This window comes from Streptomyces sp. NBC_00663, from assembly GCF_036226885.1.
GTDB lineage: Bacteria > Actinomycetota > Actinomycetes > Streptomycetales > Streptomycetaceae > Streptomyces.
In genome coordinates this window covers 8,917,637-8,941,883 of the sequence record NZ_CP109027.1, presented here as the reverse complement: position 1 = coordinate 8,941,883, position 24,247 = coordinate 8,917,637, and the positions used below count along the sequence as shown (strand labels likewise).

General features: G+C 71.5%; 20 protein-coding genes. 9 read left to right on the top strand and 11 right to left on the bottom strand.

The annotated features are described in order from the left end of the window. Positions 1-176 precede the first annotated feature (176 nt). Positions 177-1,307 (bottom strand): ROK family transcriptional regulator, encoded by a 1,131-nt coding sequence (locus OG866_RS40680; protein ID WP_329342634.1) that lies wholly within the window; start codon positions 1,305-1,307, stop codon positions 177-179. Between the two features lie 317 nt (positions 1,308-1,624). Between OG866_RS40680 and OG866_RS40675 the strand changes: the two genes are divergently transcribed. The 6 genes from OG866_RS40675 to OG866_RS40650 all read left to right on the top strand — a co-directional run bounded on the left by OG866_RS40675 (position 1,625) and on the right by OG866_RS40650 (position 10,772). Continuing rightward, complete coding sequence (locus tag OG866_RS40675) at positions 1,625-2,533, top strand: BadF/BadG/BcrA/BcrD ATPase family protein (RefSeq protein ID WP_329342632.1); 909 nt, start codon at positions 1,625-1,627, stop codon at positions 2,531-2,533. A 168-nt stretch (positions 2,534-2,701) separates the two neighbouring features. Then, positions 2,702-4,636: a phosphatase PAP2 family protein gene (locus tag OG866_RS40670; RefSeq protein ID WP_329342630.1), complete on the top strand. Its 1,935-nt coding sequence runs from the start codon at positions 2,702-2,704 to the stop codon at positions 4,634-4,636. Positions 4,637-4,728: 92 nt separating this feature from the next. Further along, positions 4,729-6,441, top strand: coding sequence for a phospholipid carrier-dependent glycosyltransferase (locus OG866_RS40665; RefSeq protein WP_329342629.1), 1,713 nt, complete (start codon positions 4,729-4,731; stop codon positions 6,439-6,441). Between the two features lie 124 nt (positions 6,442-6,565). After that, positions 6,566-7,489 carry a MurR/RpiR family transcriptional regulator gene (locus OG866_RS40660; protein ID WP_329342628.1) on the top strand — a complete coding sequence of 308 codons (924 nt, stop codon included), beginning with the start codon at positions 6,566-6,568 and terminating at the stop codon, positions 7,487-7,489. A gap of 440 nt (positions 7,490-7,929) precedes the next feature. Next, a complete protein-coding gene (locus tag OG866_RS40655) occupies positions 7,930-8,313 on the top strand; it encodes a hypothetical protein (RefSeq protein WP_329342626.1) in 384 nt (127 codons plus the stop codon). A gap of 101 nt (positions 8,314-8,414) precedes the next feature. Continuing rightward, positions 8,415-10,772 (top strand): SpoIIE family protein phosphatase, encoded by a 2,358-nt coding sequence (locus OG866_RS40650; RefSeq protein WP_443063617.1) that lies wholly within the window; start codon positions 8,415-8,417, stop codon positions 10,770-10,772. A gap of 25 nt (positions 10,773-10,797) precedes the next feature. Here OG866_RS40650 and OG866_RS40645 read toward each other — a convergent pair whose 3' ends face one another. Then, positions 10,798-10,959: a hypothetical protein gene (locus OG866_RS40645; protein WP_329342624.1), complete on the bottom strand. Its 162-nt coding sequence runs from the start codon at positions 10,957-10,959 to the stop codon at positions 10,798-10,800. Positions 10,960-11,035: 76 nt separating this feature from the next. Continuing rightward, positions 11,036-11,680, bottom strand: coding sequence for a peptidoglycan-binding domain-containing protein (locus tag OG866_RS40640; protein ID WP_329342622.1), 645 nt, complete (start codon positions 11,678-11,680; stop codon positions 11,036-11,038). 149 nt (positions 11,681-11,829) lie between these two features. Here OG866_RS40640 and OG866_RS40635 point away from each other — a divergent pair, with 149 nt between their 5' ends. Further along, complete coding sequence (locus tag OG866_RS40635; protein ID WP_329342620.1) at positions 11,830-14,289, top strand: polysaccharide lyase 8 family protein; 2,460 nt, start codon at positions 11,830-11,832, stop codon at positions 14,287-14,289. Here OG866_RS40635 and OG866_RS40630 read toward each other — a convergent pair. From OG866_RS40630 to OG866_RS40600, 7 genes are all read right to left on the bottom strand, one after another. Further along, positions 14,276-15,094: a hypothetical protein gene (locus tag OG866_RS40630; RefSeq protein WP_329342619.1), complete on the bottom strand. Its 819-nt coding sequence runs from the start codon at positions 15,092-15,094 to the stop codon at positions 14,276-14,278. The genes OG866_RS40635 and OG866_RS40630 overlap by 14 nt on opposite strands. A gap of 78 nt (positions 15,095-15,172) precedes the next feature. Next, positions 15,173-16,618, bottom strand: a complete 1,446-nt coding sequence (locus OG866_RS40625) for an HAD-IA family hydrolase (RefSeq protein ID WP_329342617.1) — start codon at positions 16,616-16,618, stop codon at positions 15,173-15,175. Between the two features lie 25 nt (positions 16,619-16,643). Next, a complete protein-coding gene (locus OG866_RS40620) occupies positions 16,644-17,687 on the bottom strand; it encodes a hydroxyacid dehydrogenase (RefSeq protein ID WP_329342616.1) in 1,044 nt (347 codons plus the stop codon). After that, a complete protein-coding gene (locus OG866_RS40615; RefSeq protein WP_329342614.1) occupies positions 17,684-18,556 on the bottom strand; it encodes a carbohydrate ABC transporter permease in 873 nt (290 codons plus the stop codon). Before OG866_RS40615 ends, OG866_RS40620 begins: the two co-directional genes overlap by 4 nt. Further along, entirely contained in the window at positions 18,553-19,527 is a 975-nt protein-coding gene (locus tag OG866_RS40610; protein ID WP_329342613.1) for a carbohydrate ABC transporter permease, read from the bottom strand. The genes OG866_RS40615 and OG866_RS40610 overlap by 4 nt, the downstream gene beginning before the upstream one ends. 173 nt (positions 19,528-19,700) lie before the next feature. After that, positions 19,701-21,011, bottom strand: a complete 1,311-nt coding sequence (locus OG866_RS40605; RefSeq protein WP_329342611.1) for an ABC transporter substrate-binding protein — start codon at positions 21,009-21,011, stop codon at positions 19,701-19,703. Positions 21,012-21,157: 146 nt separating this feature from the next. After that, positions 21,158-22,252: a substrate-binding domain-containing protein gene (locus tag OG866_RS40600; protein ID WP_329342610.1), complete on the bottom strand. Its 1,095-nt coding sequence runs from the start codon at positions 22,250-22,252 to the stop codon at positions 21,158-21,160. A gap of 197 nt (positions 22,253-22,449) precedes the next feature. Here OG866_RS40600 and OG866_RS40595 point away from each other — a divergent pair, with 197 nt between their 5' ends. Continuing rightward, complete coding sequence (locus tag OG866_RS40595; protein ID WP_329342608.1) at positions 22,450-23,205, top strand: TetR family transcriptional regulator; 756 nt, start codon at positions 22,450-22,452, stop codon at positions 23,203-23,205. A gap of 166 nt (positions 23,206-23,371) precedes the next feature. Further along, positions 23,372-23,785 (top strand): Zn-ribbon domain-containing OB-fold protein, encoded by a 414-nt coding sequence (locus tag OG866_RS40590; RefSeq protein WP_329344526.1) that lies wholly within the window; start codon positions 23,372-23,374, stop codon positions 23,783-23,785. A gap of 61 nt (positions 23,786-23,846) precedes the next feature. Here OG866_RS40590 and OG866_RS40585 read toward each other — a convergent pair whose 3' ends face one another. Next, on the bottom strand, positions 23,847-24,233 hold the full coding sequence (locus tag OG866_RS40585; RefSeq protein ID WP_329342606.1) for a PPOX class F420-dependent oxidoreductase: 387 nt from the start codon (positions 24,231-24,233) through the stop codon (positions 23,847-23,849). Positions 24,234-24,247: the final 14 nt, after the last annotated feature.

Sequence of the window (24,247 nt, the reverse complement as noted above, 5' to 3'; positions counted from 1 at the left end):
CCCGGCCGCGTCTTCCTGACGGGCGAGGATCCCCGGCCGTCCTGGCCGTCACCGCACGGGCACGCCCTCGTGCGGTTGCCGTACGTCGCGTACGGGCGGGACGCTCGCTCCAAGCCGGCGTCCCGGCCGACTTAGAAAGCGCTTGTCCGGACATTGGCAGACCGAGCCGGAAACCGTCAATCCTTGGCCCGCGCCACATCGGTCACGGTTTGGACTCCCCGGGCGACGGCGAGCCGGGAGGCACCCACGACGGTGCCGAGATCACCGACCGTGCTGCTGACCACCTCGGTCGGCCAGCTCAGCCGCGCCATCTCCGCCCGCACCCCGTCCAGGAGCTGCGGATCGGCGCCCGTGCTGCCCCCGAGAACGATCAGTCCGGGGTCCAGTACGGCGGTCACGGCGGCGGCCAGCCGGCCGATGTCGGCCGCGTGGCGGTCCACGACCGTGCGGGCCGTGGCCCGGCCCTCCCGGGCGTGCGCGAAGAGCTCGTCGGCGGTGCGCGGACAGGGCCCGTCGCCGTCCGGCCAGGCCTCGGCGGCCCGGCGCACCAGCGAGCGGGCGCCGATGTACTCCTCCAGGGCCTCCTGGCGCGGCTCCACTGCGTCGTCCCAGGGGTAGGGCAGCCGGGCCAGCTCACCGGCCGCCCCGTTCGCCCCGCGCAGCACCTGGCCGCCGACGACGATGCCGAGACCGATGCCGACGCCGATCCGCAGATAGCCGAAGGAGGCCCGGCCGCGCGCGGCACCCTCGTGCAGTTCGGCGAGCGCGGCGCAGTTGACGTTGTTCTCCAGATGCACCGGCACGCCCCGGGGCAGGGCGACGGTGACGGCGTCGAAGACGGGCCCCGCCTTCGCGGTGGCCGGGCGCTGGCCCCGGCCGTCCTCCCCCGCCGTGACATCACCGACGGCGACGACGATGGAACGCACCGGCGCCCCGTCGGGCAGCGCGAACACGGCCTCGCGGACCACGTCGGCGGCCTCGTCCCGGGAGCCGGTGGCCTGGGCGAGCAGGGTGCCGTCCAGGGCGCAGCCACGCACCCGGGTGAGGGCCGGGCCGAGGTCGACGGCGAGCACCGCTCCGGCGGCGGGCCCCAGACCGTATACGGCGGCGGAGCGGCCGGTGGCCCCGGAGGCGGTGCCGGAGTGGGCGGCGAGACCGGCGCTCTCGAGTTCCGCGACGGCGGAGGACACCGTCGGCTTCGACAGGCCCGCCAGGCTCGCGAGCTGCGGGCGGGTCGCCGTGCCGGCCCGCGCCAGGACGGCGAAGACAGCGCTGGCGCTCTCGGTCAGACGGGGGGCTTCCGCCACGTCGTGTTCCACAGTTCTCCCACACAGGTCGAGCGCCGCGCCCCGGCTCGAAGCGTCTGAACGGGGAGCGGCGATGGAAGGCCATGACGTCACGCGTCCCCGCCCCACGGGCCCCGCTGGGCCCGCCCGGAGGCCGAGTACGCGATTTCTCTTGACGCACTGTACTTCGTTAGTTAACTTCCTAACGAACGTCACGGTACTCGCCTGCCGTGGTCCGTCAGAAGCCCGTCCCGGGGCTTCCCTAGCTCCTGAACTGCCCTTCCTCCAGGCACGGTTCGCCCGCCGTCGCAGCACCACGCATCGACGAAAGAGGATCCGTGCGGGAAGCCTCGTTTTCCGGCCCGCTCGTGCTGGGCATCGACGTGGGTGGCACCAAGACGCACCTGCGTGCGCTCGCGGGAGACACCCCGGTGACCGACCACGTCCGCCTCAGTCTCGGCTGGCGGCCACACGACCCCGTGGCCGCCGCCGGCTGGCTGGCCGCGCTGGTCGCCGAGGCCCTGCCGACCGGCGTCCGCCCGACCGCCCTCGCCGTCGGCGGGCACGCCTGCGAGACCCCTCGTCAGTGCGCCCAGATCCGTACCGCACTGCAACTCCACTTCGACGTGCCCGCACTGGTCGTGGGCGACGCCGAACTCCTCGCCCCCGCGGCGGGCCTGGACAAGGGGGTCGGCCTGGTGGCCGGCACCGGTTCGGTGGCCGTCGGCAGGACCGCCGACGGCTCCCTCGTCCAGGTCGGCGGCTGGGGCGCGGTCCTCGGTGACGAGGGCGGCTCGGCCGGTCTCGTCCGCGAGGCCGCACGCGCCGTATGGGCCGCCCACGACCGCGGAGAGGAGCCCGACGCCCTCGCCGCCGGTCTGCTCGCCGCCTTCGAGGTGCCCGAGGTGCCCGCGCTCGGCGCGGCACTCGAACGCGCCCAGGACGTCTCCGCGGAATGGGGCCGGCACGCCCCCGCCGTGTTCGCCGCCGCCGACGCGGGCTCACACCTCGCCCGCACGGTGATCACCGAAGGCGGCCGGGCCCTCGCCGCCCTCGTCGCACGCCTCGCCGCGCGCGGCGTAGCCGTCGACGACGTGGTGGTGGCGGGCGGCACGATCCTCGCCCAACCCCTCCTGTACGACGCCTTCACCACCGCCCTCGCCGACAGGGTTCCGACAGCGCGGCCACAGCCGCTGCGGGTGCCGCCGGTCGAGGGAGCGGTGGCGCTGGCGCGTTCACTCCTGTGACACCTGCCGGACGCCGGGCCCACCCCCGTCCGACACGACTCGCCCGTAGATCTTCGCTCGTACGCCGCAGAAAGCGCATACGGCCGGTCCGGCCTCCCGCGCCCCACGGCAGTCCTTCGCACGACTCCCCCGGCCGTCACGGCCGAAGAACTCAAGAGAGGCAGCCGCATGCCGTCAACCGCCGGGCCCCGCTCGCACTCGCCGGTCAGTGAACTCGCCCCGAGCCGAAGGGGGTTCCTCCGGACGTCCCTCGGCGTCTCGGCCGGTGTGCTGGCCGCGCCCACCTTCGCCTCCTGGCTGGGCGCCGCCGACGCCAAGGCCGCGACCGCCGCCCTCGCGTTCGTCGACGACTACAGGACGAATGTCGTCGCGAACCAGACGCCCGAGACCAACGCGGTCATCCGCGCCCTCGGCGGCTTCGCCGAGATCTGGAAGACCGGCGGCGCCTGGAACACCGGCACCCCGCTGCTGCCCGAGATCCTGCGCGCCAACATGCGCTACTGCGCCCGCCTCACCCAGGCCCGCACCGAGGCGCAGGCGAGGGAGGCGTTCGTCTACGACCGCCAGCACCAGAGCTACGCCATGATCGGCGCGCTCGGTCCGCTCGCCGACCTGTACAAGTCGGGTGCCAAGGCGGTCACTTCGATCACCAGCGCGCCGGACACCACGCCCGCGACGACCGTCAGCGACGCCGTCCCCGCGGGCGCGCCCGCCGGTTCCGCGCTCGGCGCCGGCTCGTACACCTCGGACCTCGGCCTGGTGGCCAAGCTGGTGGACACCGTGCGCGGTCCGTTCGCCTCCGGCAACCCGGCCAAGTTCGCCTTCCAGTACCCGCGTCCGTGGCGCATGAACGAGGACAGCGAGGTCGTCGACACGGGCACGACCGACGCGCTCGGCTACCCGGTGTACGACTCGGACGTGGTCGTCGTGCCCCAGCTGCTGCGCCAGCGCGGCACCACCGCAGCCGAGGACGGCGGCTTCCCGAGCGGCCACACCAACGCCTTCCACCTGGCGGCGCTGGCGTTCGCGTACGCGGTGCCGGAGCGGTTCCAGGAGCTGGTGACCCGCGCCTTCGAGCTCAGCCACACCCGGATCATGTCCGGCATGCACTCCACCGTCGATGTGCTCGGCGGCCGGGTCATGGCCACCGCCCTGGCCGCCGCCGCGCTGGCCGACTCCGCGAACGCCGACCTCAAGGCCGCCGCCCGCGCCCAGGCCCTCGCCTACTTCCAGGAGAAGACCGGCACGACGGCCGACACCCTCTACGCCTACGCCCACACGGACGCCGGCGACGCCTACGCGGACCGAGACGCCAACGCCTGCCTGGTCGAGCCCAAGTTGACGTACGTCCTCACCCGGCACGGCCGCAGCGAGCCGCTGACCGTGCCCAAGGGCGCCGAGGTGCTGCTGGAGACGCGGCTGCCCTATCTGGACGCGGAGCAGCGGCGCGAGGTGCTGCGCACGACCGCGCTGCCCTCGGGGTACGTCCTGCTGGACGGCTGGGAGCAGTGGGGCCGCCTCAACCTGTTCGCCGCGGCGGACGGGTACGGCTCCTTCGACTCCGACGTCACCGTCACCCTCGACGCGTCGGCCGGCGGCTTCCAGGCGGCCGACAGCTGGCGCAACGACATCGACGGGGACGGCGGCCTCACCAAGCGCGGCACCGGCACGCTCACCCTGACCGGCCACAACCGGTACACGGGCGGCACCGTCGTCAAGGAGGGCGTGCTGGCCGCCGCCTCCGCCCACGCCCTCGGCCACGGCGACGTCCGTGTCTCCGGCGGCACACTGACGGTGGCGACGGCCAAGTCGGTGCAGATCCACGGCACTTACGCCCAGGAGTCCGCCGCGCTCGACGTCACCCTGCGCTCGGGCCGCGGTCCCGCGCTGGAGGTCACGCGGCGTGCGGTGCTCGGCATGGGCAGCGTGCTCACGCTGCGCCTGGACGCCGAGAAGCCGCCGGTGGCCGGCAGCGTGGTCCGCGTGCTGAGCACGGCGGGGCTGCGCGGCCGGTTCGACCGCGTGGAGCTGAACTCCGACACGCTGCGGGCCGTACCCGTCTACACGGCGGAAGGTCTGTCGGTACGACTCCTGAAGCGGTGACGTCCCCGGGGGCGGGAGCTGATGCAGAGTAGGCGCATGAGGCGTCTCGGCATCGCTCCCGCTCCCGCGCGGCCCCTGTCATCGCGGGGCGGATGATGGCGCGCGAACTGCACTCGGTCCTGGACCGGGAACCCCTCCCCACCGTCCCCGCGCGCCCGCCGCGACGGCGGCCCTGGCTCGTGCCGCTCCTGGTGGGTCTGCTGCTCGCCCAGATGACCGTCGCGATGGTGACGACGGCGGTGCGGCAGACGCCGACCATCGACGAGCCCGTGTACGTGGCCACGGCCACCGACTACCTCCATGAGCACCGCGTCCGCTACAACCCCGAACACCCGCCCCTGGGCAAGCTGATCGTCGAAGCCGGCATCGCGTTCGCCGACCCGCACTACGACCCGTCCTTCGTGGGCGACCAGGGACAGGTCGGGCGGCATCTGCTGTACGAGTCCGGCAACGACCCCTGGCGGGTGATGCTGTGGGCCCGGCTGCCGGTGATCGCACTGACGCTGGCGTTCGGGCTGGTGGTCTTCGCCTTCGCCCGTGACCTGCTGGGCCCGGCGGGCGGGCTCATGGCCCTCGCTCTGTACTCCTTCTCCCCCGACCTCATCACCCATGGCTCCCTCGCCACCCTCGACGTTCCGGCCGCCGGGTTCCTGCTGACGTCGGTGTGGCTGCTGTGGCGGGCCCGGCACCGTCCACGGCTGTACGTGCCGCTCGCCGGGCTGGCCGCCGGGGCCGCGCCGGCCACGAAGATGAGCACGCTGGCGGCGGTTCCGGTGCTGCTGGCACTGGCCGCCTGGTCGGTGTGGCGCGCCGAGACCGACGCCGACACCGAGGGACGCAGGCAGGGTGACGCGCCGTCGACCGTGGAGGACCGGCGCGGGAGGCTGGTCCGTGCGGTCGCCGGGGCCGCCGTTCTCGCGCTGGGCGCCCTGGTCGTCGTATGGGCGTCGTATCTCGTGGTCGATCCGCGGTTGCGCTGGACGCCGGTGGAGCGGGTGCCGGTCGTGCACGGGGCGCGGGCGCTGCTCGTCGATCTGCTGCCGTTCCCGGAGGCGTACCGGGACGGGATGCGGGTGCAGTTCGGCTTCGAGGACCAGCCGTGGCAGGGCTTCCTGTTCGGGCGGCTCTACACCGGGTCCCTCTGGTACTACCTGCCGGCCGCGCTGCTGGTGAAGACGCCGCTCGGGATGCTGGCGCTGTGGCTCGCCGGGGCCGTCGCGGTCGTGGCGGTACGGCGGCTGCGGCCCGCGGCGCCCTATCTGCTGGTCCCCACCGCCGTACTGCTCGGCGCGGCGATGACGGGGTCACGGGACTTCGGCACCCGGTACGCGATCTTCGTGCCGATGTTCCTGGCGGTGGCGGCGGCCGGGGTCCTCGCGCTGCGTCGGCGGTGGGCCGGTGCCGTGGCCGGGGCGCTGGTGCTGTTCGTCGCGGTCAGCTCGGTGCGCGCCTATCCGTTCTATCTGCCGTACTCCAACGAAGCGTTCGGCGGTCCGGACAAGACGCATCTGCGGCTGCACGACTCCAATGTGGACTGGGGTCAGGACCTGGGGCGCCTCGCCGACCGGCTGCGCGAGCGGTACTCGGGCGAGCGGGTCTGGCTCGTGTACAAGGGCGCCGGAGTGCCGTCGTACTACGGCATCGAGGCGGCCGATCCGCGCACGGCGGAGCCGGACGCGGTGCGCGGGCTGCTCGTGGTGTCGGATTCGGCGGCGGCGAAGGCCACGGGACGACTGGCCGAACTGATCGACAGCGCCCGTTCGATCGACCATATTGGTCATTCGATCACGGTCTATCGACGGTGACACCCGTCCCTCGTGAGCAACTTGAGCATGCGTCCGCCGAGTTCCCGAGGCCCGTCCACAACCCCTGGTCACGGGGGTGTGTGAGCTATGTTGAGGCACTGTGGAAGACAAAGGAGGCGCACCCGTGCCATCGCCGCAGCAGGCACGTGCGCAGGCATCCGCCATCACTTCGGGCAAGTCGGTACCGGAAGCGGAGGCCGCACCGACTTCCCAGCTCAGGAACCTCTTCGACCGGCCGCGACTGTCCCCGGGACAGCGCCGGATCGCCCAGTACCTGATCGAGCACATCACCGAGGCGGCCTTCCTCTCGATCACCGACCTCGCCGAGCGCGTCGGGGTCAGCCAGCCGTCGGTGACCCGGTTCGCGGCAGCGGTGGGCTTCAGCGGCTACCCCGCGTTGCGCGAGAAACTCCAGTCCATCGCCCTGGGCACCCTGGCCGGCGGGCCCCTCGCGGCCGAGGAGAACCAGGGCAACGAACTCCAGGCCGCGGTGGACGCCGAGATCGAGAACCTGGAGAACCTGCGCCGCGACTTCGCCGACCCCGACCAGCTCATCGACATGGGCCGCAAGCTGTCGGCGTCGACGCCGCTGACCGTCCTCGGCGTGCGCATCTCGGTGTCGCTGGCGGAGTACTTCGCCTACGCGGCGCGGCGCGTCCATCCCGACGTACGGCTGGTGACGCTGGGCGGCAGCGTGGCCTACGACGCGCTGCTCCAGTCCCGCGAGGCCGGCGGCACCTGGGTGCTGGCGTTCTCGATGCCCCGGCACGCGCAGGAGACGCTCACGGCCCTGCGCGTGGCCCGCAGCGCGGGGCTGAAGGTCGCCCTGATCACCGACCTGGCGCTCGGCCCGATGGCGGACGAGGCGGACGTGGTCTTCGCCACCGGCACCGGCTCCCGTCTGGTCTTCGACTCCTACGCCGCCCCCGGCGTGATGGCCGCCGCGCTGCTCCAGGCCATGACGGACGCGGATCCCGAGCGCACCCAGGCGCGGCTCGAGGAGTACGAGCAGATCTCCGAGCAGCACCAGTTCTTCCTGCGGGACTGACCCCGCCACCGGCCCCTTCGGCCACTCCCGACGAACCAGCTCACACAGGGATCATCCTGATCAAATCACGCATGAATGTTTTCATACGTCTTGCAAAGCGGACGGCATATATAAATACTGCTCACGGATCGCGACCGGGCCGCTCCCGGGACTCGTTCCGCACCCCCGTCCCCACCCTCCGCACCCTCAACCCAGAGTCGCCCGTAGAAAGCCGACGGTCCGCCCATGCGCACCCCGCACGATCCTCCGCGTGGGCACCGTCTGCCGTCCCGGGCTCCTGCACGGACATCCGCAGCCGCCGTCACCTACCCGCGTCGGCGCCGCGGATGTTCGATCGGGCATCGCCTGCGCGAGCGCCCGCGGCGGCCCCGGTCATCCCCTAGGCCGGGGCCGCCCACAACCGTCGGACCACCCCACACGACGCCGCACACCGGGAAGCGATGACCATGACTGTCACGACGACGACGCGCATCAGCCAGGACTGGCCCTGTCAGGTCAAGTCGCCCGGCAGCTACGACTGGGAGCGCTCGGCCGCCAAGTGGCTGCGCGAGCTGGTGCCGGCGCGCTACGCCAGCTACCCGGCGCTCATCCGCCACCCCGTCCTCCTCGCCCGGCACGCGCAGATCCAGGTCCAGCACGAGATCCGGGTCGCCCGCACCGCCCTCCAGACCGCCCGCGCGGACCTGCCCGGGCTCGGGCTGCCCGAGTCGGTCATCGAGCACACGATCAAGCTGTACGCGGCGGAGGTGCTGCAACTCCAGCACATCGCGCGCAGCGTCCGCGCGGTCACCCGGGCCTTGATCGACCAGAACGCCGGACGCTGACGAAGGCTCCCCGGCAAAGGTTCCTTGACCCCGCACTTTCGAGTGAAACCGGTCCCGACAAGACCCCCCCCGGGGCGGTCCACGTGTGCGATGCTCAGGGCGTGACGAGCGAGCCCGCCATCCCCGCGGATTCCGGTACCGCCCCCGACACGGCCGCGCTGGCCAAGATCGTCGCCCGGCAGCGTGCCGAGATGGACCGGTTGCGGGACCAAGCTGCGACCTCGACCGTCGTGGAGCGGGCGAAGGGCGCCGTGATGGCCATGACCGGCTGCTCTCCGGACGCGGCCGGAGAGGAACTGGTCAAGCGCGCCAAGGCGGCCCACCGCACCCTGCTGGAGGAGTGCTGGCTCACCCTCGGCGACCTGGTGCCGCCCCTGTCGACCGGCCTGTCCGGGCCGGCCCTAAACGCCGCCCGGCCCGAGACGACGCTCGCATGGCACGACACCACCGACCTGGGCCGGCTCGGCAAGGCCCTGGTCCGCGTGGGCACACCTCAGGACCTGGCCCGGTGTCTGCTGGAACATCTGTCGCCGGGCGCCGAGACCGACGCCATCATGATCTACGCGCACCTGCCCGCCGGAGGCCTGGCGCTGATCGGGCACGCCGGCATCGACGAGACGCTGGCCGCCCAGTGGCGCCATGTGCCACCGCTCCGCGGCATCGCCCCTCTGGAGGCCCTGCGGACCCGTGAGCCGCGCTGGCTGGAGGACATCCACACGGACAGCGAGCGGCACCTGCTGATCGGCAACCCGCCCGAGCGCTGGCGGTCCCGCGCCTGGGTGCCCGTGGTCACGCAGGACACCGCCGAGGTCTGCATCGGCTTCCTGCGCGCCCAGGGCGGACCGTTCGCCCCGCACCACCGGGAACACCTGGTGGCCGTCACCCAGCTCTGCGCCGGCCGGCTGCGCGCCTTCGACCCGCGCAGCGAACCGGTCGCCGACCACCCCGTCCAGACGGTGTTCGACGCGCTGCCCGGCGCCAGTCTGCTGCTCGCCCCGCTGCGTGCCGCGTCCGGCGAGGTCGAGGACTACCGTGTCGCCGCCGCGACCGAGGAGGCGTTCGACGCCCTCGGCCGCACCGGCCGTGAACTGGTCGGGCTGCGGCTCCTCGAGTGCTTCCCGAACCTCGCCGGCGAGCCGCTGTGGCAGGGCTGTCTGCACACCCTCACCAGCGGGGAGCCGTACGACGGCGAGCCCTTCGCCCAGCAGGCGATGGTGGCCGGGATCTCCGAACTGTCCACGTACACGGTGCGCGTGGCGAAACTGGGCGGCGCGCTCGCCCTCACCTGGATCCGGCACGACTCCTCCGACCTCCAGGAACAGCGGCTCGCGGACGTACAGCGGCTCGGCAATCTCGGCTGGGCGAACTGGAACCTGCTCACGCACGAGGTCGGCTGGTCCTCCCAGGTCTACGCCGTCCTCGACCGCGATCCCGCGGACGGCCCGGTGCGGATCGCCGCGCTGCCCGAGCTCGCGCTGGCCGAGGACGTCCCGGCACTGACCCGTGCCGTCAGGGACCTCGTGCGCCGCGGACGGCCGCTCGCCGTGCCCTTCCGGGTCAGGGCCACGGACGGCGTCCGGCATCTGCGGATCGTGGCCGAGGCGGTCACCGACGCACAGGGCACCCCCGTCGAGGTACACGGCTTCCTCCAGGACCTCACCGCGCAGCGCAGAGCCGAACTCGCTCTCGTCGAGAGCGAACAGGCCATCCTCACGCAGCACGACGACCTGCGTGCCGAGCGCACCCTCGCCGGCCGGCTCCAGCACGCGCTGCTCCCGCTGCCCACCCATCCCCTGCGTCTGGCCGGACTGCGCGTCGAAGTCGCCTATCTGCCCGCCCAGTCAGGGGTCCATGTCGGCGGCGACTGGTTCAGCGCCATAGAACTGCCCGACGGCGACGCCCTGTTCGTGGTCGGCGACGTCGCGGGCCACGGCATCGACGCCGTCGCCACCATGGCCCAACTCCGGTTCACCGCCAAGGGCATGGTCATCACGGGCTCCTCGCTGACCGGCGCCCTCGCCCGGCTCAACACCCTGCTGCTGCACTCCCGTGACTCGCACGGCACGGCCACCATGGTCCTGGCCCGCTACTCCCCCGCCGAACACCGTCTGGTGTGGGCGCAGGCAGGACATCCGCCGCCCTTGCTCCAGCGCGCGGGCGAGGTGCGGTACCTGGGCCGGCCGGGCGGGATGCTGCTCGGGGCGAGCGGCTCCCCGGCCTTCGAGGAGGCCGAGTGCCGGCTCGAACCCGGCGACCGGCTCATGCTGTACACGGACGGACTGGTGGAGCGCCCGGCCGAGGGCATCGACCGGGGCCTGAAGCGGCTCGCCGATGCCGTCCTGAGCCACCGGGCCGACGGCCCGCGATCGTTGCGCCCGCTGCTGACCGACCTGCTGGAGGGCGAGCGCCGCGACGACGTGTGCGTGGTGGACATCCGGGTGCCGTACGACGAGATCTGATCCCGGGCGCTGACGGCGAGGCCGGTCAGGGCGGGTCGTCGTGGCGGTGGCGCCAGTACCAGAACGCGCCGATGACGAGGGCCGACAGGAAGACGGCGGGCAGGACGAGGCCGGGAATGCGGGAGAGGGTCATCGGCGTGGCCTTCGGGGGCAGGGTGCGCTGCGCGGAACGCGGTGGTGCCGTCATGATGACGTCTCCGGGCGCCTGATCGGGGCCTCTTGTGCTGTGCGTTGCCCCGCGTTCGACCGATCCCCGCCGTGGGTCAGCCGCCGGTGGCCGTCCGGGACTCCAGGTCGCGGCGGGTGTCGTCGCCGTAGACGCCGGTCTCGTCGCCCCGGATGCCGTACCAGAGCTGGAAACGGGCCACGGCCTCGGTGAGGACGGTGTCGTAGGTGCCGTCGGTGGAGCCGTTCGCGTAGACGTCGGGGATGCGCAGCAGGCGTTCCTGGAGGTCGGTCACCTCGGGGCCGCTGTCTCCCTCCCGGAGGGTCCCGGCGCCGTCGGGGTCGGTGGTGGCGGGACCGCTCGACGGGGCCGAGGGCGTGGGGGACGGCGCGGGCGCGGCGGTGCCGTCGGCCCGGCCCGGGAGCAGCAGCGCGCAGCCGAAGCCCACCAGGGCCGCCGCGCCCACGGCGACCACGACGGCGGCGCGACGCAGGCCTGAGCCGGGGCCGTGGCCGGGGCCGGCTGCGCGAACCGGCGGCAGTTCCTGGGTCGCGTCCTCGACGCCGAAGTCCTCATGCCCGGACACCCGTCGCGGCATCACCACGGACTCGAAGCCGGTGGTGCGTCGGGGCAGGTCCTTCATCAGTTCGGCGAGGGCGTCGGTGCGGCGCGGGCGCAGGACTCGGATCGGTTCGAGGACCGGGCGGTCGTCCGGCCGGCCGGGCTCGGGCGATGTCGACACGTCGTTCTCCTTCCGTCCGGTGCTTCGGAGAGAGATACGGGGCCGGTGTCCAAGGAGTTCATTCCCGCCTCCCGACGGAAACGATCGATACGTTCAAATTGGCGTGATCTATTGAGCGTTTGAGCGATACCGTGCTAGAAACCGCCGTCATGACGACTCGTTGGTCACGTCGCGGCCTGCTGGCCGCAGCCGCAAGCACCGGTACCGCCGTCGCGCTGGGCGTCCCCTCACAGTCCAACGCCGCTTCCGCCGCTTCCGCGTCCGCCGCGCAGACCGCGGAGGCGGACGAGTTCACGACCCTGCGGGCGAAGTGGCGCACCCTGATCCTCGGCGAGGGCTTCAGTCCCACCGCCGAGCCGTTCCGCAGCCGGCTCACCGAACTGGGCACCACCGCGTCCCAGTTGCAGTCCGCCATGGCACCGGCGTCCGGCTCGCTGTGGCCGGACCTGGTGTACGCGGACCCGGAACCCGACACCGACCAGGAGTCCTACGGCTACTCCGGCAACCTCAACGCCAGCTACAACCGGCTCAGCACGCTCGCCCAGGCCTACTGCCAGCAGGGCACGGGCCGCACCGGCGACGCGGCCCTCAAGACCGCGATCCTCACCGGCCTCGACCATCTGCACACCGAGGTCTACAACGCCGGCCAGACCCGGTACGGCAACTGGTACAGCTGGCAGATCGGCGCCCCGCAGGCCCTGCTGGACGTGTGCGTGCTGATGTACGACGCCTTGTCCGCGACCCAGCTCGCGAACTACCTCGCCGCGGTCGACCACTTCGTCCCCGATTCCGCCGTCGCGAGCTACAGCGGCACCAGCACCGGGGCCAACCGGGTCGACCTGTGCCGGGTGCTGGCGCTGCGGGGGATCGTCGGCGCGAGTTCCGCGAAGGTCGCGCTGGCCCGGGACGCCCTCTCCCCCGTCTTCCCGTATGTCACGAGCGGCGACGGCCTCTACACCGACGGGTCGTTCGTCCAGCACACGACCGTGCCGTACACGGGCTCGTACGGCTCCGTCCTGCTCGGCGGGCTCGGGATGCTGTTCGCGCTGCTCGCCGGGTCGACGTGGCAGGTCACCGACGCGAACCGGCAGATCGTCCTCGACGCCGTGGAGAACGCCTGGGCGCCCTTCCTCTACAACGGGCTGGTGATGGACGGCGTCTCCGGGCGGGCGGTCAGCCGGGGCCTCTCGGCCGCCGACACCAAGCAGATCCAGCAGAACGACCACCTGCGCGGTCACCCGATCCTCGCGTCGATCGTCCTGCTGGGCCAGGGTGCGAGCGCCGCCGAGAACGCGCGCTGGCGCGGTCTGGTGAAGGGGTGGATCCAGCGTGACTACTACAGCCCGCCGTTGAGCGACCCCTCCCTCGGGCTGACGGGGCTCGCCCGTCTCCAGAGCGTCGTGGACGACACGACGGTCACCGCGATCGCCGAACCGACCGGCCACCGACTGTTCACCGGCATGGCGCGGGCCACCCACCGCCGACCCGGCTGGGCCGCGTCGATCAGCATGGCCGACCGCAGGATCACGTACTACGAGACGGGCAACGGCGAGAACCTGCGCGGCTGGCACACCGGCTCCGGAATGCTCTACTGGTGGGGCGACACCTACGCCAACGGCCAGTACAGCGACGCCTTCTGGCCCACCGTCGACCCCTACCGCCTGCCCGGCACCACGGCCTCCCGCAAGGTCCTCGCGGACGCGGCCGGCGGCGACTGGGGCGCCTCGCTGCCGGACGTGAACTGGGTGGGCGGGGCCACGGACGGACAGCGGGCCGCGATCGGCCAGTACCTCAAGGGACTTCAGTCCACGCTCATGGCGAAGAAGTCGTGGTTCTGTCTGGACGACTCGATCCTCTGCCTCGGCGCGGGCATCAAGTGCACCGACGGCACGACGGTCGAGTCGACGATCGAGAACCGCAACCTCGGCCCCACCGGAAGCCACGCGTTCACCGTCGACGGCACCGTCCAGTCCGCCGCCTACCCCTGGTCGCAGACGTTCACCGGGGCCGGCTGGGCGCACATCGGCGGCATGGGCGGCTACGTCTTCCCCGGTGGCGCGAGCTTCACCGCGCTCAGGGACTCGCGCGACGGAAAGTGGAGCGACATCAACAAGGGCGGCTCCACGACGGTCCTCAACCGCAAGTACCTGACCCTGTACGCCGATCACGGCACGAACCCGACCGACGGGACCTACGCCTATCTGCTCATGCCCGGCGCCACGGCCGCCCAGACCCAGGCGCGTGCCACCGCCACCGGCTGGCTGACCGTCCTCGCCAACACCGATGACCACCAGGGCGTGACCGTGCCCTCGTCGGGGTTCACCGGTGTCAACTTCTGGTTCGGCGGCACGGTCGGCGACCTCGTCGCGAGCGACCCGTGCTGCGTGATGATCAGCGAGAAGAGCGACGGCACGGCGGTGATCTGCGTCAGCGACCCGAAGCGGATGAACACGGGCCTCACCCTCACCTGGAACCGGGCGGTGTCCTCGGTGGTGTCCAAGCCGTCCACGGTCACCTCGGCCACGACGGGCTCCACGCTGCGGCTGACCTTCGGGGACATGACCGGCCTGGCCGGAGTCACCCAGAAGATCACCGTCACCCTCGGCTGAGGAACCGGTGCAGGGACGCCTTCAGCGCCGCCACGAAGGCGTCCCGCGCCGCGTCGTCCAGCACGTCGAGCGAGAGATACGGGTTCAGGTCCTCCAGCTCGACGAGCAGCAGTTCCCCGTCGGGGGCGCGGCAGGCGTCGACACGCTGGATGCCGTGGTCGAGGGTGTTCCAGTCGATGAACCGGCGCGCGAAGTCCAGGTCGTCCGCGGTGGCTTCGTAGGGCTCCAGCTGCCAGCGCCGGTCGGGGTGCGGCGCGTACAGGGCGTACTGGAAGTCGTGGTCGACGAAGTAGAAGGACACCTCGTAGGCGAAGTCGACGCACGGCTGGACCAGCACGTCGCCGGTCGCGAAGGCACCCACCTCGGCGGCGGACACGATCCTCAGGCCCATGGAGTCGGCGCCCAGCTTGGGCTTGACGACATACCGGTCCGCGTCCGGCAGGCGGTGCAGGTCGTCGGCGCGGTCGACGGTGGGGATGACCGGGTAGCCGGCCGCGGCCAGGTCGAGCAGGTACTGCTTGCCGGCCATGTCGGCCTGGCCGGAGAGGGGGTTGTACACCCGCGCTCCCGTCGCCAGCGCTCGCTCGCGGAAGGCGTCGTAGGCCTCCTGGTGGGTGAGCACCGGACCGCTATTGCGGATGACCACCGCGTCGAAGGCGTCCATCAGCGCCGCCGCGTCCCGCGGGTTGCACAGGGCGAGGTCGAAGTCCTCGCGCAGCCGTGCGGTCAGGAAGATGTCCTCGTCGCCGTAGCGCCGCCCGCGTGCCTCGTAGGCGAGGTCGGTGACATACAGGATGCGCGGCATGCGGGTCTTCTCCTCGGCGGCGGCGGGATGCGATCGTACGTGGCGGGCGCACGTCGAACAAAATGCCGGATCACCAGGTCACAGCCCCGCCGCCCACAGCTCGCGCCGGCCGATCCCCTTCAGGTCGGCCACCACCGTGCGGCGTCGTGCGGGCGCGATGGGGGCGTACGACGGGACGGCGAGGATCCGGCAGCCGGCGGCCTCGGCGGCCGTGACGCCGGTGGGTGAGTCCTCGACGGCGAGACAGGCCGCGGGGTCGACGCCGAGGTGCCGGGCGGCGGCGAGATAGGGGTCCGCGGCGGGTTTGGTGCGGCGCGTCTCGCCATCGGCGACGGTCGTACGGAACCGGTCGCGGCCGAGGAGGCCGAGGACGGTGTCGACGACGGGCCGTGAGGAGGCCGAGACCAGAGCCGCGGGGATGTTCAACTCCCCGAGGAGGTCGAGGAGTTCGAGGGCGCCGGGCAGCGGGGTCGCCTCGTCCTGGACGGCTGCCAGGAAGCGTGCCTCCAGATCGGCGGCCAGTTTCCGCGGGTCGCCGCCGGTGCGGGCGTGCAGGTGGGCGGCGGTCTCGGGGACCGAGCGGCCGAGGACCTGGGTCACGTCGATGTCGGGTGCGCTCGCGCGGACCGTGCGCAGCCACAGCGACTCGGTGTCGACGAGGGTGCCGTCCATGTCGAGGAGCACGGCGTGCGGGGCGGCGGCGAAGGGGCTGCCGTCCAGGGTCCAGTGCCGGTCGGGGTGGCGGCCGAGGGCCGCGAACGCCTGCGCGGCGACGTCCACGTGCCGGAGTACCGGTGGTGCGGCGCCGATTCCGGGGCCCGCCGCGGCCAGCCATGCCGTGCGCTCCTCGGGGGTACGGCCGCCGTGACCGCCCGCGTCGACATGGCCGTGGTCGGTCACGACGAGGACGGTCCAGTGTTCGTCGGCGTGGGAGGGACGGGAGCGCAGCGCGGCGAGCAGGCGGCCGAGGCGGACGTCGGCCTGTCGTATCGACGCCTCGTAAGCCTCGCCGCAGCCGAGGAAGTGCGCTGTCTCGTCGGGGGCGCCGAGGTAGACGAACGCCGCCTCGATCTCGTCCTCGGCCAGGACCTGCACGGCCGCGTCGGTGATCTGTTCGTCGCAGCGTTCCCAGGCTTTTGGGGTGTCCGCGGCCGGCTCGGTGAAGACGGTCCTGGACGGGGCGCGGAACAGCGGGCCGCCGTCGCGGACCTGCATCAGCGGGCGCCAGCCGGCCGCGACGAAGGTGCGGCGGCCGTCCTGTTCGGCGAGCCGGGTGGCGAAGTCGGGGAAGACGTCGAGGCGGTGCCCGGTGAAGTCGTTGCTCCACACCCCGTGTCGGGTCGCGGTGACGCCGGTGACGATCGTCGCCCAGCACGGACCCGACATGGTGGGGGTGTCCGCGTCCACCTCGATGGGGGTGAGGAAGCCGTCGGCGGCCAGGGCGTCGAGGTGCGGGGTGGGCAGTCGGCGCAGCACGTCGAGACGTACGCCGTCGATGCCGACGACGAGGACACGGTTCCGCACGGTTTTCCTTTCGGGTACGGGGTGTTCAGGCCGAGCGGGACAGTTCCTCGGAGCCGACCGGGTGGGCGAACGGCAAGCCCTGCGCGAACCGGGAGACCTCGTCGATGGCCCAATCGGTCATCCGGTGCAGCTCGTTGCCGAGGGAACCGGCGATGTGCGGGGTGAGCAGCACGTTGGGCAGGGTGAACAGCGGCGAGTCGGCGGGCGGCACATCCGGTTCCGTGACGTCGAGAACGGCGTGGAGGCGGCCGGTCACGAGGTGCGCGGTGAGGGCGTTCGTGTCGACGAGGGAGCCGCGCGCGGTGTTGATCAGGGTGGCGCCGTCCCTGAGGAGTGCGATGCGTCGGGCGTCGAACATGTGGTGGGTCTCGGGAAGTTGGGGCGCGTGGATGGAGACCACGTGGCTGGCCAGGGCCAGTTCGTCGAGGCCCGCCGGTTCCGCTCCCAGGGCACGGGCCTGCCGGTCGTCGATGTACGGGTCGTGCAGGAGCACGTCGAGGTCGTGCGGGCGCAACAGGTCGAGCAGGCGGCGTCCGATGCGGGAGGCGCCGACGATCCCGACCGTGCGGTGGTAGTTGCCGTGGCCGCTGAAGTACGGGAGCAGGTCGGGCCGGGCGCGGAGGGCTGCGTAGTCACGGGCGACGTCGAGGACACGCTTGTTCGCGAACAGGATGGCGGCCAGGGTGAATTCGGCGACCGGCAGCGCGTTGGCCGCGGCCGCGGTCGAGACCGCGATGCCACGTCGCCAGACGGCATCGGTGACATGGTGCTTGACCGAGCCGGCCGCATGGACGACCGCCCGTAGCCGGGGCAGGCGGCGCAGTGTCTCCTCGGTGAGTTCCGGTGCGCCCCAGTGGGTGAAGAGCACCTCGGCCTCGGCGAGTTGGCCTGCGTCCGCGGTGGCGAGGTCGGTGACGACCGTGGCGATGTCGACGCGCGAGAGGGAGCGGAGTCGGTCCAGGGAGCCTTCCGTCAGGAGCCGTTGGTGGATGGTGGAGTCCATGGCGAGCAGGACGGTGGGCGGTTGGCTGGTGTTCAGGAGGGTGCCTTCCTGGACGGACATGGTCATTTGACGGCGCCCGCGGTCAGGCCGGAGCGCCAGAAGCGCTGGAGGCACACGAACGCGACGATCAGCGGGACGACGGCGACGAGGGAGCCGGTGATGACGAGCGAGTAGTACTCGGGCTGCTGCTGGGTGACGCTGTTCCACATGAACAGGCCCAGGTTGACCGGGTAGAGCGAGTCGTCGTTGAGCATGACGAGGGCGCCGAAGAAGTTGTTCCAGCTGGCGGTGAACGAGAACAGGAAGATGGTCATGAAGCCGGGCGCCAGCATGGGCAGGGAGATCCGGGAGAACACGCGCAGTTCGCCGGCCCCGTCCACGCGGGCGGCCTCCAGGACCTCGTTGGGGACATAGCCCTCGGAGAAGACGCGGGCGAGGTAGACGCCGAACGGGTTGACCAGGGCCGGCAGCAGCAGCGCCCAGTAGGTGTTGACGATGCCCGCCTTGCTGGCGAGCAGGTACATCGGGAGCTGGATGACGGTGGTGGGGACGAGGACACCGCCCAGCACCAGGCCGAACAGCTTCTCCTTGCCGCGGAACGCGTACTTGTCGAAGGCGTAGCCCGTGGCCACGCACAGGAGGGTGGAGGCGGCGGAGCCGACGACGGAGTAGAGGATGCTGTTGCCGAACCAGCGCAGGTATATGCCGTCGTTGAAGGTCAGGACCCGTTCGAGGTTCACGAAGAGGTTGAAGTCGCCGAAGGCGAACCCCGAGGTGGCGAACAGGTCGCGGTGGTTCTTGGTGGCGGCGATCAGCAGCCAGCTGACCGGCATGAGCGTGTAGAACGCGGCGACGACCAGGATGCCGTTGACAACTCCCTTGGAGAGCAGGGCACTTGTCGACGCGCGGCGCCGGCTGGTGGTGAGGGTGCTCATGACGTGGCCGCCTTCCACCGGTTGCCGAGCCGGGTGACGAGGTAGGAGAGGGCGATGCCGAGCGCGGCGAGCATCAGGGACGCGGCGGCGGCGAGACCGTAGTCGTGCTGCACGAACCCGGCCTTCCAGATGAAGAGCGTGGGAGACCACTCGGTGTCGATGGAGGGCGCGCCTCGCTGGTTGAGGAGTTTCGGCTCGGTGAAGATCTGGATCGCGCCGACACAGGTGAACAGAACGGTCATGACGACCGCGGAGGCGATCATCGGGACCTTGATCCGCAAGGCGGTGCGCAGGGCTCCGGCGCCGTCCACGACGGCCGCTTCGATCACTTCGCGCGGGACGGCCTGGAGGGCGGCGTAGAAGATGACCATGTTGTAGCCCGTCCACTGCCAGGCGCACAGGTTGACCATCGACGCGAGCACATGGTCGTCGGTGTAGAAGTCCCAGGTTCCGCCGAGCGCGCCGATCCCGTCGAGCACCGGGCTCAGACCGGGTGTGTAGAGATAGATCCAGATGATCGAGGCGATCAGTCCGGGAATCGCGTGCGGCAGGAACAGGGCGAGCTGGAAGAAGCGCTTGGCGCGGGCCAGCGCGGAGTCGACGAGGAGTGCGAGGGCCAGCGACCCGCCGATCATGACCGGGATGTAGAGGGCGCAGTACAGCGCGATGTGCGCGAAGGAGGATCGGAAGCCGTCGTCGGTCAGGGCGTTGGCGTAGTTGTCGAATCCCGCGAAGACGCGTTCGGCGCCGCCGAAGCCGAGTCCTGAGGAACGCTCCTGGAAGAGGCTCATCCAGAGTGCGTAGACGATGGGGGCGACCATGACTACGGCGAAGAGGATGAAGAACGGGACGATGAAGAGGGCGGCGGTGCGGCGTTGGTCGCGCCGGAGTTGTGAGGTGACCGGCGACTGGTGCGGGGGCTGGTGCCGCACGGCCTGCCGGCTTGCGGGCCGGGTGGAGGTTTGTGCCACGTGGGCTCCTTGGCGGGCGGGGGTCAAGGGCGGGGTGGGGGGGTGGTTCGGGTTGTTGTGCGGCTGCGGGGGCGTGGGGGCTGGTCGCGCGCACGCGGCGGAGCCGCACATCGACACGGCCCCGCGCCCCTGAGGTTCGTCAGCCTGTTCTCGTGTCCGTGCTCGCGGTGCTGCTACTTCGCGAGCTTCAGACCCCGGTCCTGTATCCCCGACTCCGCCTTCTGCTGGCCCGCCTCGACGCCCGCTGTGAAGCCGGACTTGGCGGTGGTGTCCTGGACGGCGGTGTAGACGTCCATCTGGTTCGGGCCCCATGTCCAGCCGGGCACGATCGTGTCGACCTGCTCGGAGGCGAGGGCGTAGAGGTCCTGGCCCTTCAGATACGCCGTGTCGAACCTGTCGGCGGCCACCTCACGCATCTCGGGGTTGGCCGGCAGCGCGCTGCTGGGTGACTCCAGGTCGGCGAGGCGGGCCTCGACGCCGGCCTTGTTCGTGGTGAGCCAGGTGATGAACTCGGCCGCGGCCTCGGCCTGGTCGCTGCCCTTGAGGACGCCGTAGGAGGTGCCGCCGTAGTTGCCGCTCGCGGCGGTGCCCCAGTTGGGGATGGGGGCCGCGGCCCACTTGCCGGCGAGGTCGGGCATAGATGTCTTCATGCCGCCCGCGGACCAGGATGCGCCGAGGAAGGAGAGCGTCTTGCCGTCGGTGCGGGCCTTGGCCTCCTCGGGGCTCCAGCCGGCGAAGGACTGCACGAGGCCGTCGTCGACGAGGCCGTCCCAGTAGGCGGCGACCTTCTTGGTGGCGGCGTCGTTCACCCCGGGCTTCCAGGCGTCGCCCTCGGTCGCGAACCACTTGCCGCCGGCCTGCCAGGACAGCGCGGCCAGCAGCGCCGGGTCGCTCTTAGGCATCGAGGCGAGGCGGACGTTCTTGTCCTGCTTCTTGACCCTCTCCGCTGCGGTCTTGAACTCGTCCCAGGTCTTGGGGACTTCGATGCCGTACTTCTTGAACAGGTCGGTGCGGTAGTAGTACAGCTGCGGGGCGACGTCGTAGGGCACGGTCCAGGTCTTGCCGCCGAAGGTCACAAGGCTCTGAACGGACTCCGGGAACTTCGACTTGACCGTTTCACCGGCGTACTTGGTCAAATCGATCAGGTTTCCCTGGCTCGCGAACTCGGGGACCATCTGGTACTCGATCGTGGCCACGTCGGGCGCGTTGTCCGCCTTCACCGCGTTGGCGAGCTTGCTGTAGCCCTCGGTGCCGCCGGGTATCTCCGTGAACTTGACCTTGATGTCCTTGTGCGTCCGGTTGAACTCGTCGACGGTCGACTTGGCGCCGAGGGTCCAGGTCCAGTAGGTCAGGGTGACCGGCTTGCCGTCGGACGCGGCGTCCGAGGAGTCGTCGCCGCCGCACGCGGTGGCGGTGGCCAGCAGACCCAGGGCGGCGACGGCGGCGAGGGAAGCGGTACGGAACGAACGTGAAGTGCGCGTCATTGCACGTCTCCTACGAGACCTCGTACGGGAAGAGGCGGACGCAGCACATCTTTTGCGCGCGGACGATCGGAGTCAAGAGCATTCGCGCAAGACAATCAAAACGATCGAACAGCGCTCAGCGATCGATCACTTCGTTCCGGGTGGACTCAGTGCGCGGAACGGTGACCCCCGCAGGACGCGCGGATTATCAACTCCGGGAGCAGATCGAGGTGTTGACGCGGCGCCGGGTCCGCCGCCCCGCCCGCGCGCTCCGCGAGCCGCTGGAGCAGCAGCTTGGCGGCCAGTTCCCCGACCGCGCGCTTGGGCGGCGCGACGGCGGTGAGGGGCACGTCGGCGAGGCCGGCCACCTCGTCCTCGTACACGATCAGCGCGAGGTCGTCGGGCACCCGAATGCCGCACGCCTGAAGGCGGGGCACCAGCACGATGGCGTCGGCGTCGCTGTGCACCAGCGCCGCGGTGACACCACGCTTCTTCACCGCCTCGACCAGATAGTCGACGCTCGCCTCGTAGTCGCCGTGCTCCCGTACGGTCGGCGCGCCGGTCGCGACGTCAAGGCCCAGGGACTCCACGGCGGCCCGGTAGCCCGCAGTGATCTGCGCGGCGTGCGGGCCTTCCTGCAACACCGCCGTCACCTTGCGGTGGCCGAGCGCGGCGAAGTGGCTCACCGCCACCGCCGCGCCGTGCGCGCGGTCGGTGCGGACCCGGTCGAGCGCCGCCGCCGGGTTGGTGGGCGGGGCCAGCCGCTCGACGAGGACGGCGGGCACACCGTGTTCCAGCAGCCACTTCTCCTGACCGTCCACGGGGATGCCGTCGAACCAGCTCGGGGCGACGATCAGCCCCTCCGCCCCGCCCGCGACCAGGTGCTCGGCCTGCACCGCGTCCTCGGCCTCGACATATCCGGTCACTCCCAGGACGAGCCGGGCGCCCTGCGCGGCCGCGGCCTCCCGCGCGCCGTGCACGATGTCCGCGAACAGGTTCTGGGTGTTCGGCACGATCATTCCGATCACCGCACCCTCGGCCGCAGGCGGCCGCACCCGGGTCTCGGCCACGGTGTCCCCCGGCCACACCACCGCACCGTGCAAGCGCTGCACCCTCCCCTGCGCGGCCAGGGCCTCCACGTCGCGCCGCAGGGTCACCGCGGACACCCCGAGTTCGGCGGCGAGTTCGGCGACCCGGAGGCTGCCGCGCTGCCGGACTAGTTCGAGCACCCGCTCATGACGCTGGTCGACATGCAGTCGCATGGAATCCCCCTGGTGCGAGGCCTGGACGAACGTTCCCCGAGCCGACGCGGAGCGTGATCCCGGGCCGTTCACTCTACGCCCCCAAGCGTATCGATCACTTCCGATCAATACGATCGCGGTCGCCCATAGTGCACTCAGTCCCCCAGGCTGAGAGCACTGAGTGCCATACCGGACGTACCGGTGCTACGTTCCCGTCCATGAGCTCCAGCAGCGCGGCGCCCCGGCGCGGCGAGAAGACGGAAACGGCGGCCGCCAAGCCGCCCATGCGCGACGCCCTGGTCGCGGCGGCGTTCCAGCTGTTCCTGGAGCGGGGGTACGAGCAGACCACGGTCGACGACATCGTGGCGCTCGCCGGGGTGGGCCGGCGGTCGTTCTTCCGCTACTTCCCTTCCAAGGAGGACGTGGTCTTCCCCGACCACGAGCGCTCCCTGGCCGACGTGACCGACTACCTCGCCGCCGGCGACGACGCCGACGACCCCGTGCTGCGGGTCTGCGAGGCGGTCCGGCTGGTGCTGCGCATGTACACCGAGAACCCGACCTTCTCCGTGCAGCGCTACCGGCTCACCAAGAAGGTGCCGGGCCTGCGCGCCTATGAGCTGTCCGTGGTGTGGCGCTACGAGCGCGCGTTCGCGGAGTATCTCCGCCGCCGCCTCGCCGGACGGCGCGACGGGTCCCTGCACGCCGACGTGATCGCGGCGGCCGTCGCCGCGGCGCACAACAACGCGCTGCGGTCGTGGCTGCGCTCGGACGGCAAGGCAGACGTCGGCACGGAGATGGACCACGCGCTCGGCTACGTCCAGTCGGCCTTCGGCCCGTCGCCCGCGCCCACCGGCCCGGGGCACGCCGACGACTCCGAGGACGTGGTGGTGCTCGTGTCCCGCCGCGGCGCACCGCTGTGGCGGGTCGTCCAGGAGATCGAGGCCACGCTCGAACGGGATCCGGGCCAGCACTGACTCCCGCCTCTCGGCGGGCGACAAATTCAGGGTACCGAGTACCTTTACGGACGACACTCAGTGCCATACGCTGCGGTTGTGCACGGTGGCACAGAGCGCCGCGCACATCCGTGCCCGGGTGACCCGCGCACGTGGGATTCCGGTCGAGCGCAGGGAGTTGACCAGCGTGTACCACTTCTCAGGAAGCGTCGCTCAGCAGGCATCCGGTTCCGCGGCGGCGGTCCTCGAACCCGCGGCCCCCGACCAGAACGCCATGCTCTTCCAGCGCTGCAACTGGTGCGGCACCGCCATGTACCACCGGCTGCTGTGTCCGGTCTGCCAGGGCAGCGACCTGCGCACGGAACGCAGCGAGGGCACGGGGACGGTCCGGCACTCCACGGTCGTGCACCGCAACACGCCCGCCGCGCGCAACGTGTCGATGATCGAGATGGCCGAGGGCTTCGTCGTCCGCGGCCGGGTCATGGGCCCGCCCATCGGCATCCACAGCGGCGACCGGGTCCGGCTGTCCACGGCCAAGGACCCCGTCCGCGGCGAGCCCGTCTTCCAGCTGCTCGACGAGCCCTACCGCGCCTGGACCTGACAGCCGGGGACACCGTCCCCTTGAGCACCCCCTGCTCACTCCCCCCGCTCACTCCCCCCGCTCAGTCCGTCAGCGTCACCCGGATCCCCACCGTGCCGTGCGTCCCCCGGCGCAGCCGGCTGCCGAGCAGGCTCAGCCGCCCGAGGATGCCGTACTTGCGGGCGATGAGCTTGCGATAGCGGGCGCTCGTCTGCGCGTCGCAGATCTCCGCGGTGCCGGGGACCGACTCACCGGTGGGGTTGCCGCGCAGGTCGCACGGCCCGACGAGGACATCGGCGCGGGCCCTGATCCGCTTCACCTTCCAGGAGTCCGCGGCGGACCACACCCCGAGCGCGTCCCCGTCCCGGACCACCCATACCGGGGTGGGTACCCCGGTGCCGTTCTTGCGGAAGCTGGTGATCAGCAGGTAGCTGCCGGCGCCGAGCCGGTCCAGCGTCGTGTCACTCATGCCCGGAGTCTAGG

Excerpts from the sequence above, each read along its gene's own strand:
- OG866_RS40670 (WP_329342630.1), top strand. The coding sequence starts at position 2,702 with ATGCCGTCAACCGCCGGGCCCCGCTCGCACTCGCCGGTCAGTGAACTC.
- OG866_RS40665 (WP_329342629.1), top strand. The coding sequence starts at position 4,729 with ATGATGGCGCGCGAACTGCACTCGGTCCTGGACCGGGAACCCCTCCCC.
- OG866_RS40655 (WP_329342626.1), top strand. The coding sequence starts at position 7,930 with ATGACCATGACTGTCACGACGACGACGCGCATCAGCCAGGACTGGCCC.
- OG866_RS40645 (WP_329342624.1), bottom strand. The coding sequence starts at position 10,959 with ATGACGGCACCACCGCGTTCCGCGCAGCGCACCCTGCCCCCGAAGGCC.
- OG866_RS40635 (WP_329342620.1), top strand. The coding sequence starts at position 11,830 with ATGACGACTCGTTGGTCACGTCGCGGCCTGCTGGCCGCAGCCGCAAGC.
- OG866_RS40630 (WP_329342619.1), bottom strand. The coding sequence starts at position 15,094 with ATGCCGCGCATCCTGTATGTCACCGACCTCGCCTACGAGGCACGCGGG.
- OG866_RS40620 (WP_329342616.1), bottom strand. The coding sequence starts at position 17,687 with ATGACCATGTCCGTCCAGGAAGGCACCCTCCTGAACACCAGCCAACCG.
- OG866_RS40615 (WP_329342614.1), bottom strand. The coding sequence starts at position 18,556 with ATGAGCACCCTCACCACCAGCCGGCGCCGCGCGTCGACAAGTGCCCTG.
- OG866_RS40605 (WP_329342611.1), bottom strand. The coding sequence starts at position 21,011 with ATGACGCGCACTTCACGTTCGTTCCGTACCGCTTCCCTCGCCGCCGTC.
- OG866_RS40600 (WP_329342610.1), bottom strand. The coding sequence starts at position 22,252 with ATGCGACTGCATGTCGACCAGCGTCATGAGCGGGTGCTCGAACTAGTC.
- OG866_RS40595 (WP_329342608.1), top strand. The coding sequence starts at position 22,450 with ATGAGCTCCAGCAGCGCGGCGCCCCGGCGCGGCGAGAAGACGGAAACG.
- OG866_RS40585 (WP_329342606.1), bottom strand. The coding sequence starts at position 24,233 with ATGAGTGACACGACGCTGGACCGGCTCGGCGCCGGCAGCTACCTGCTG.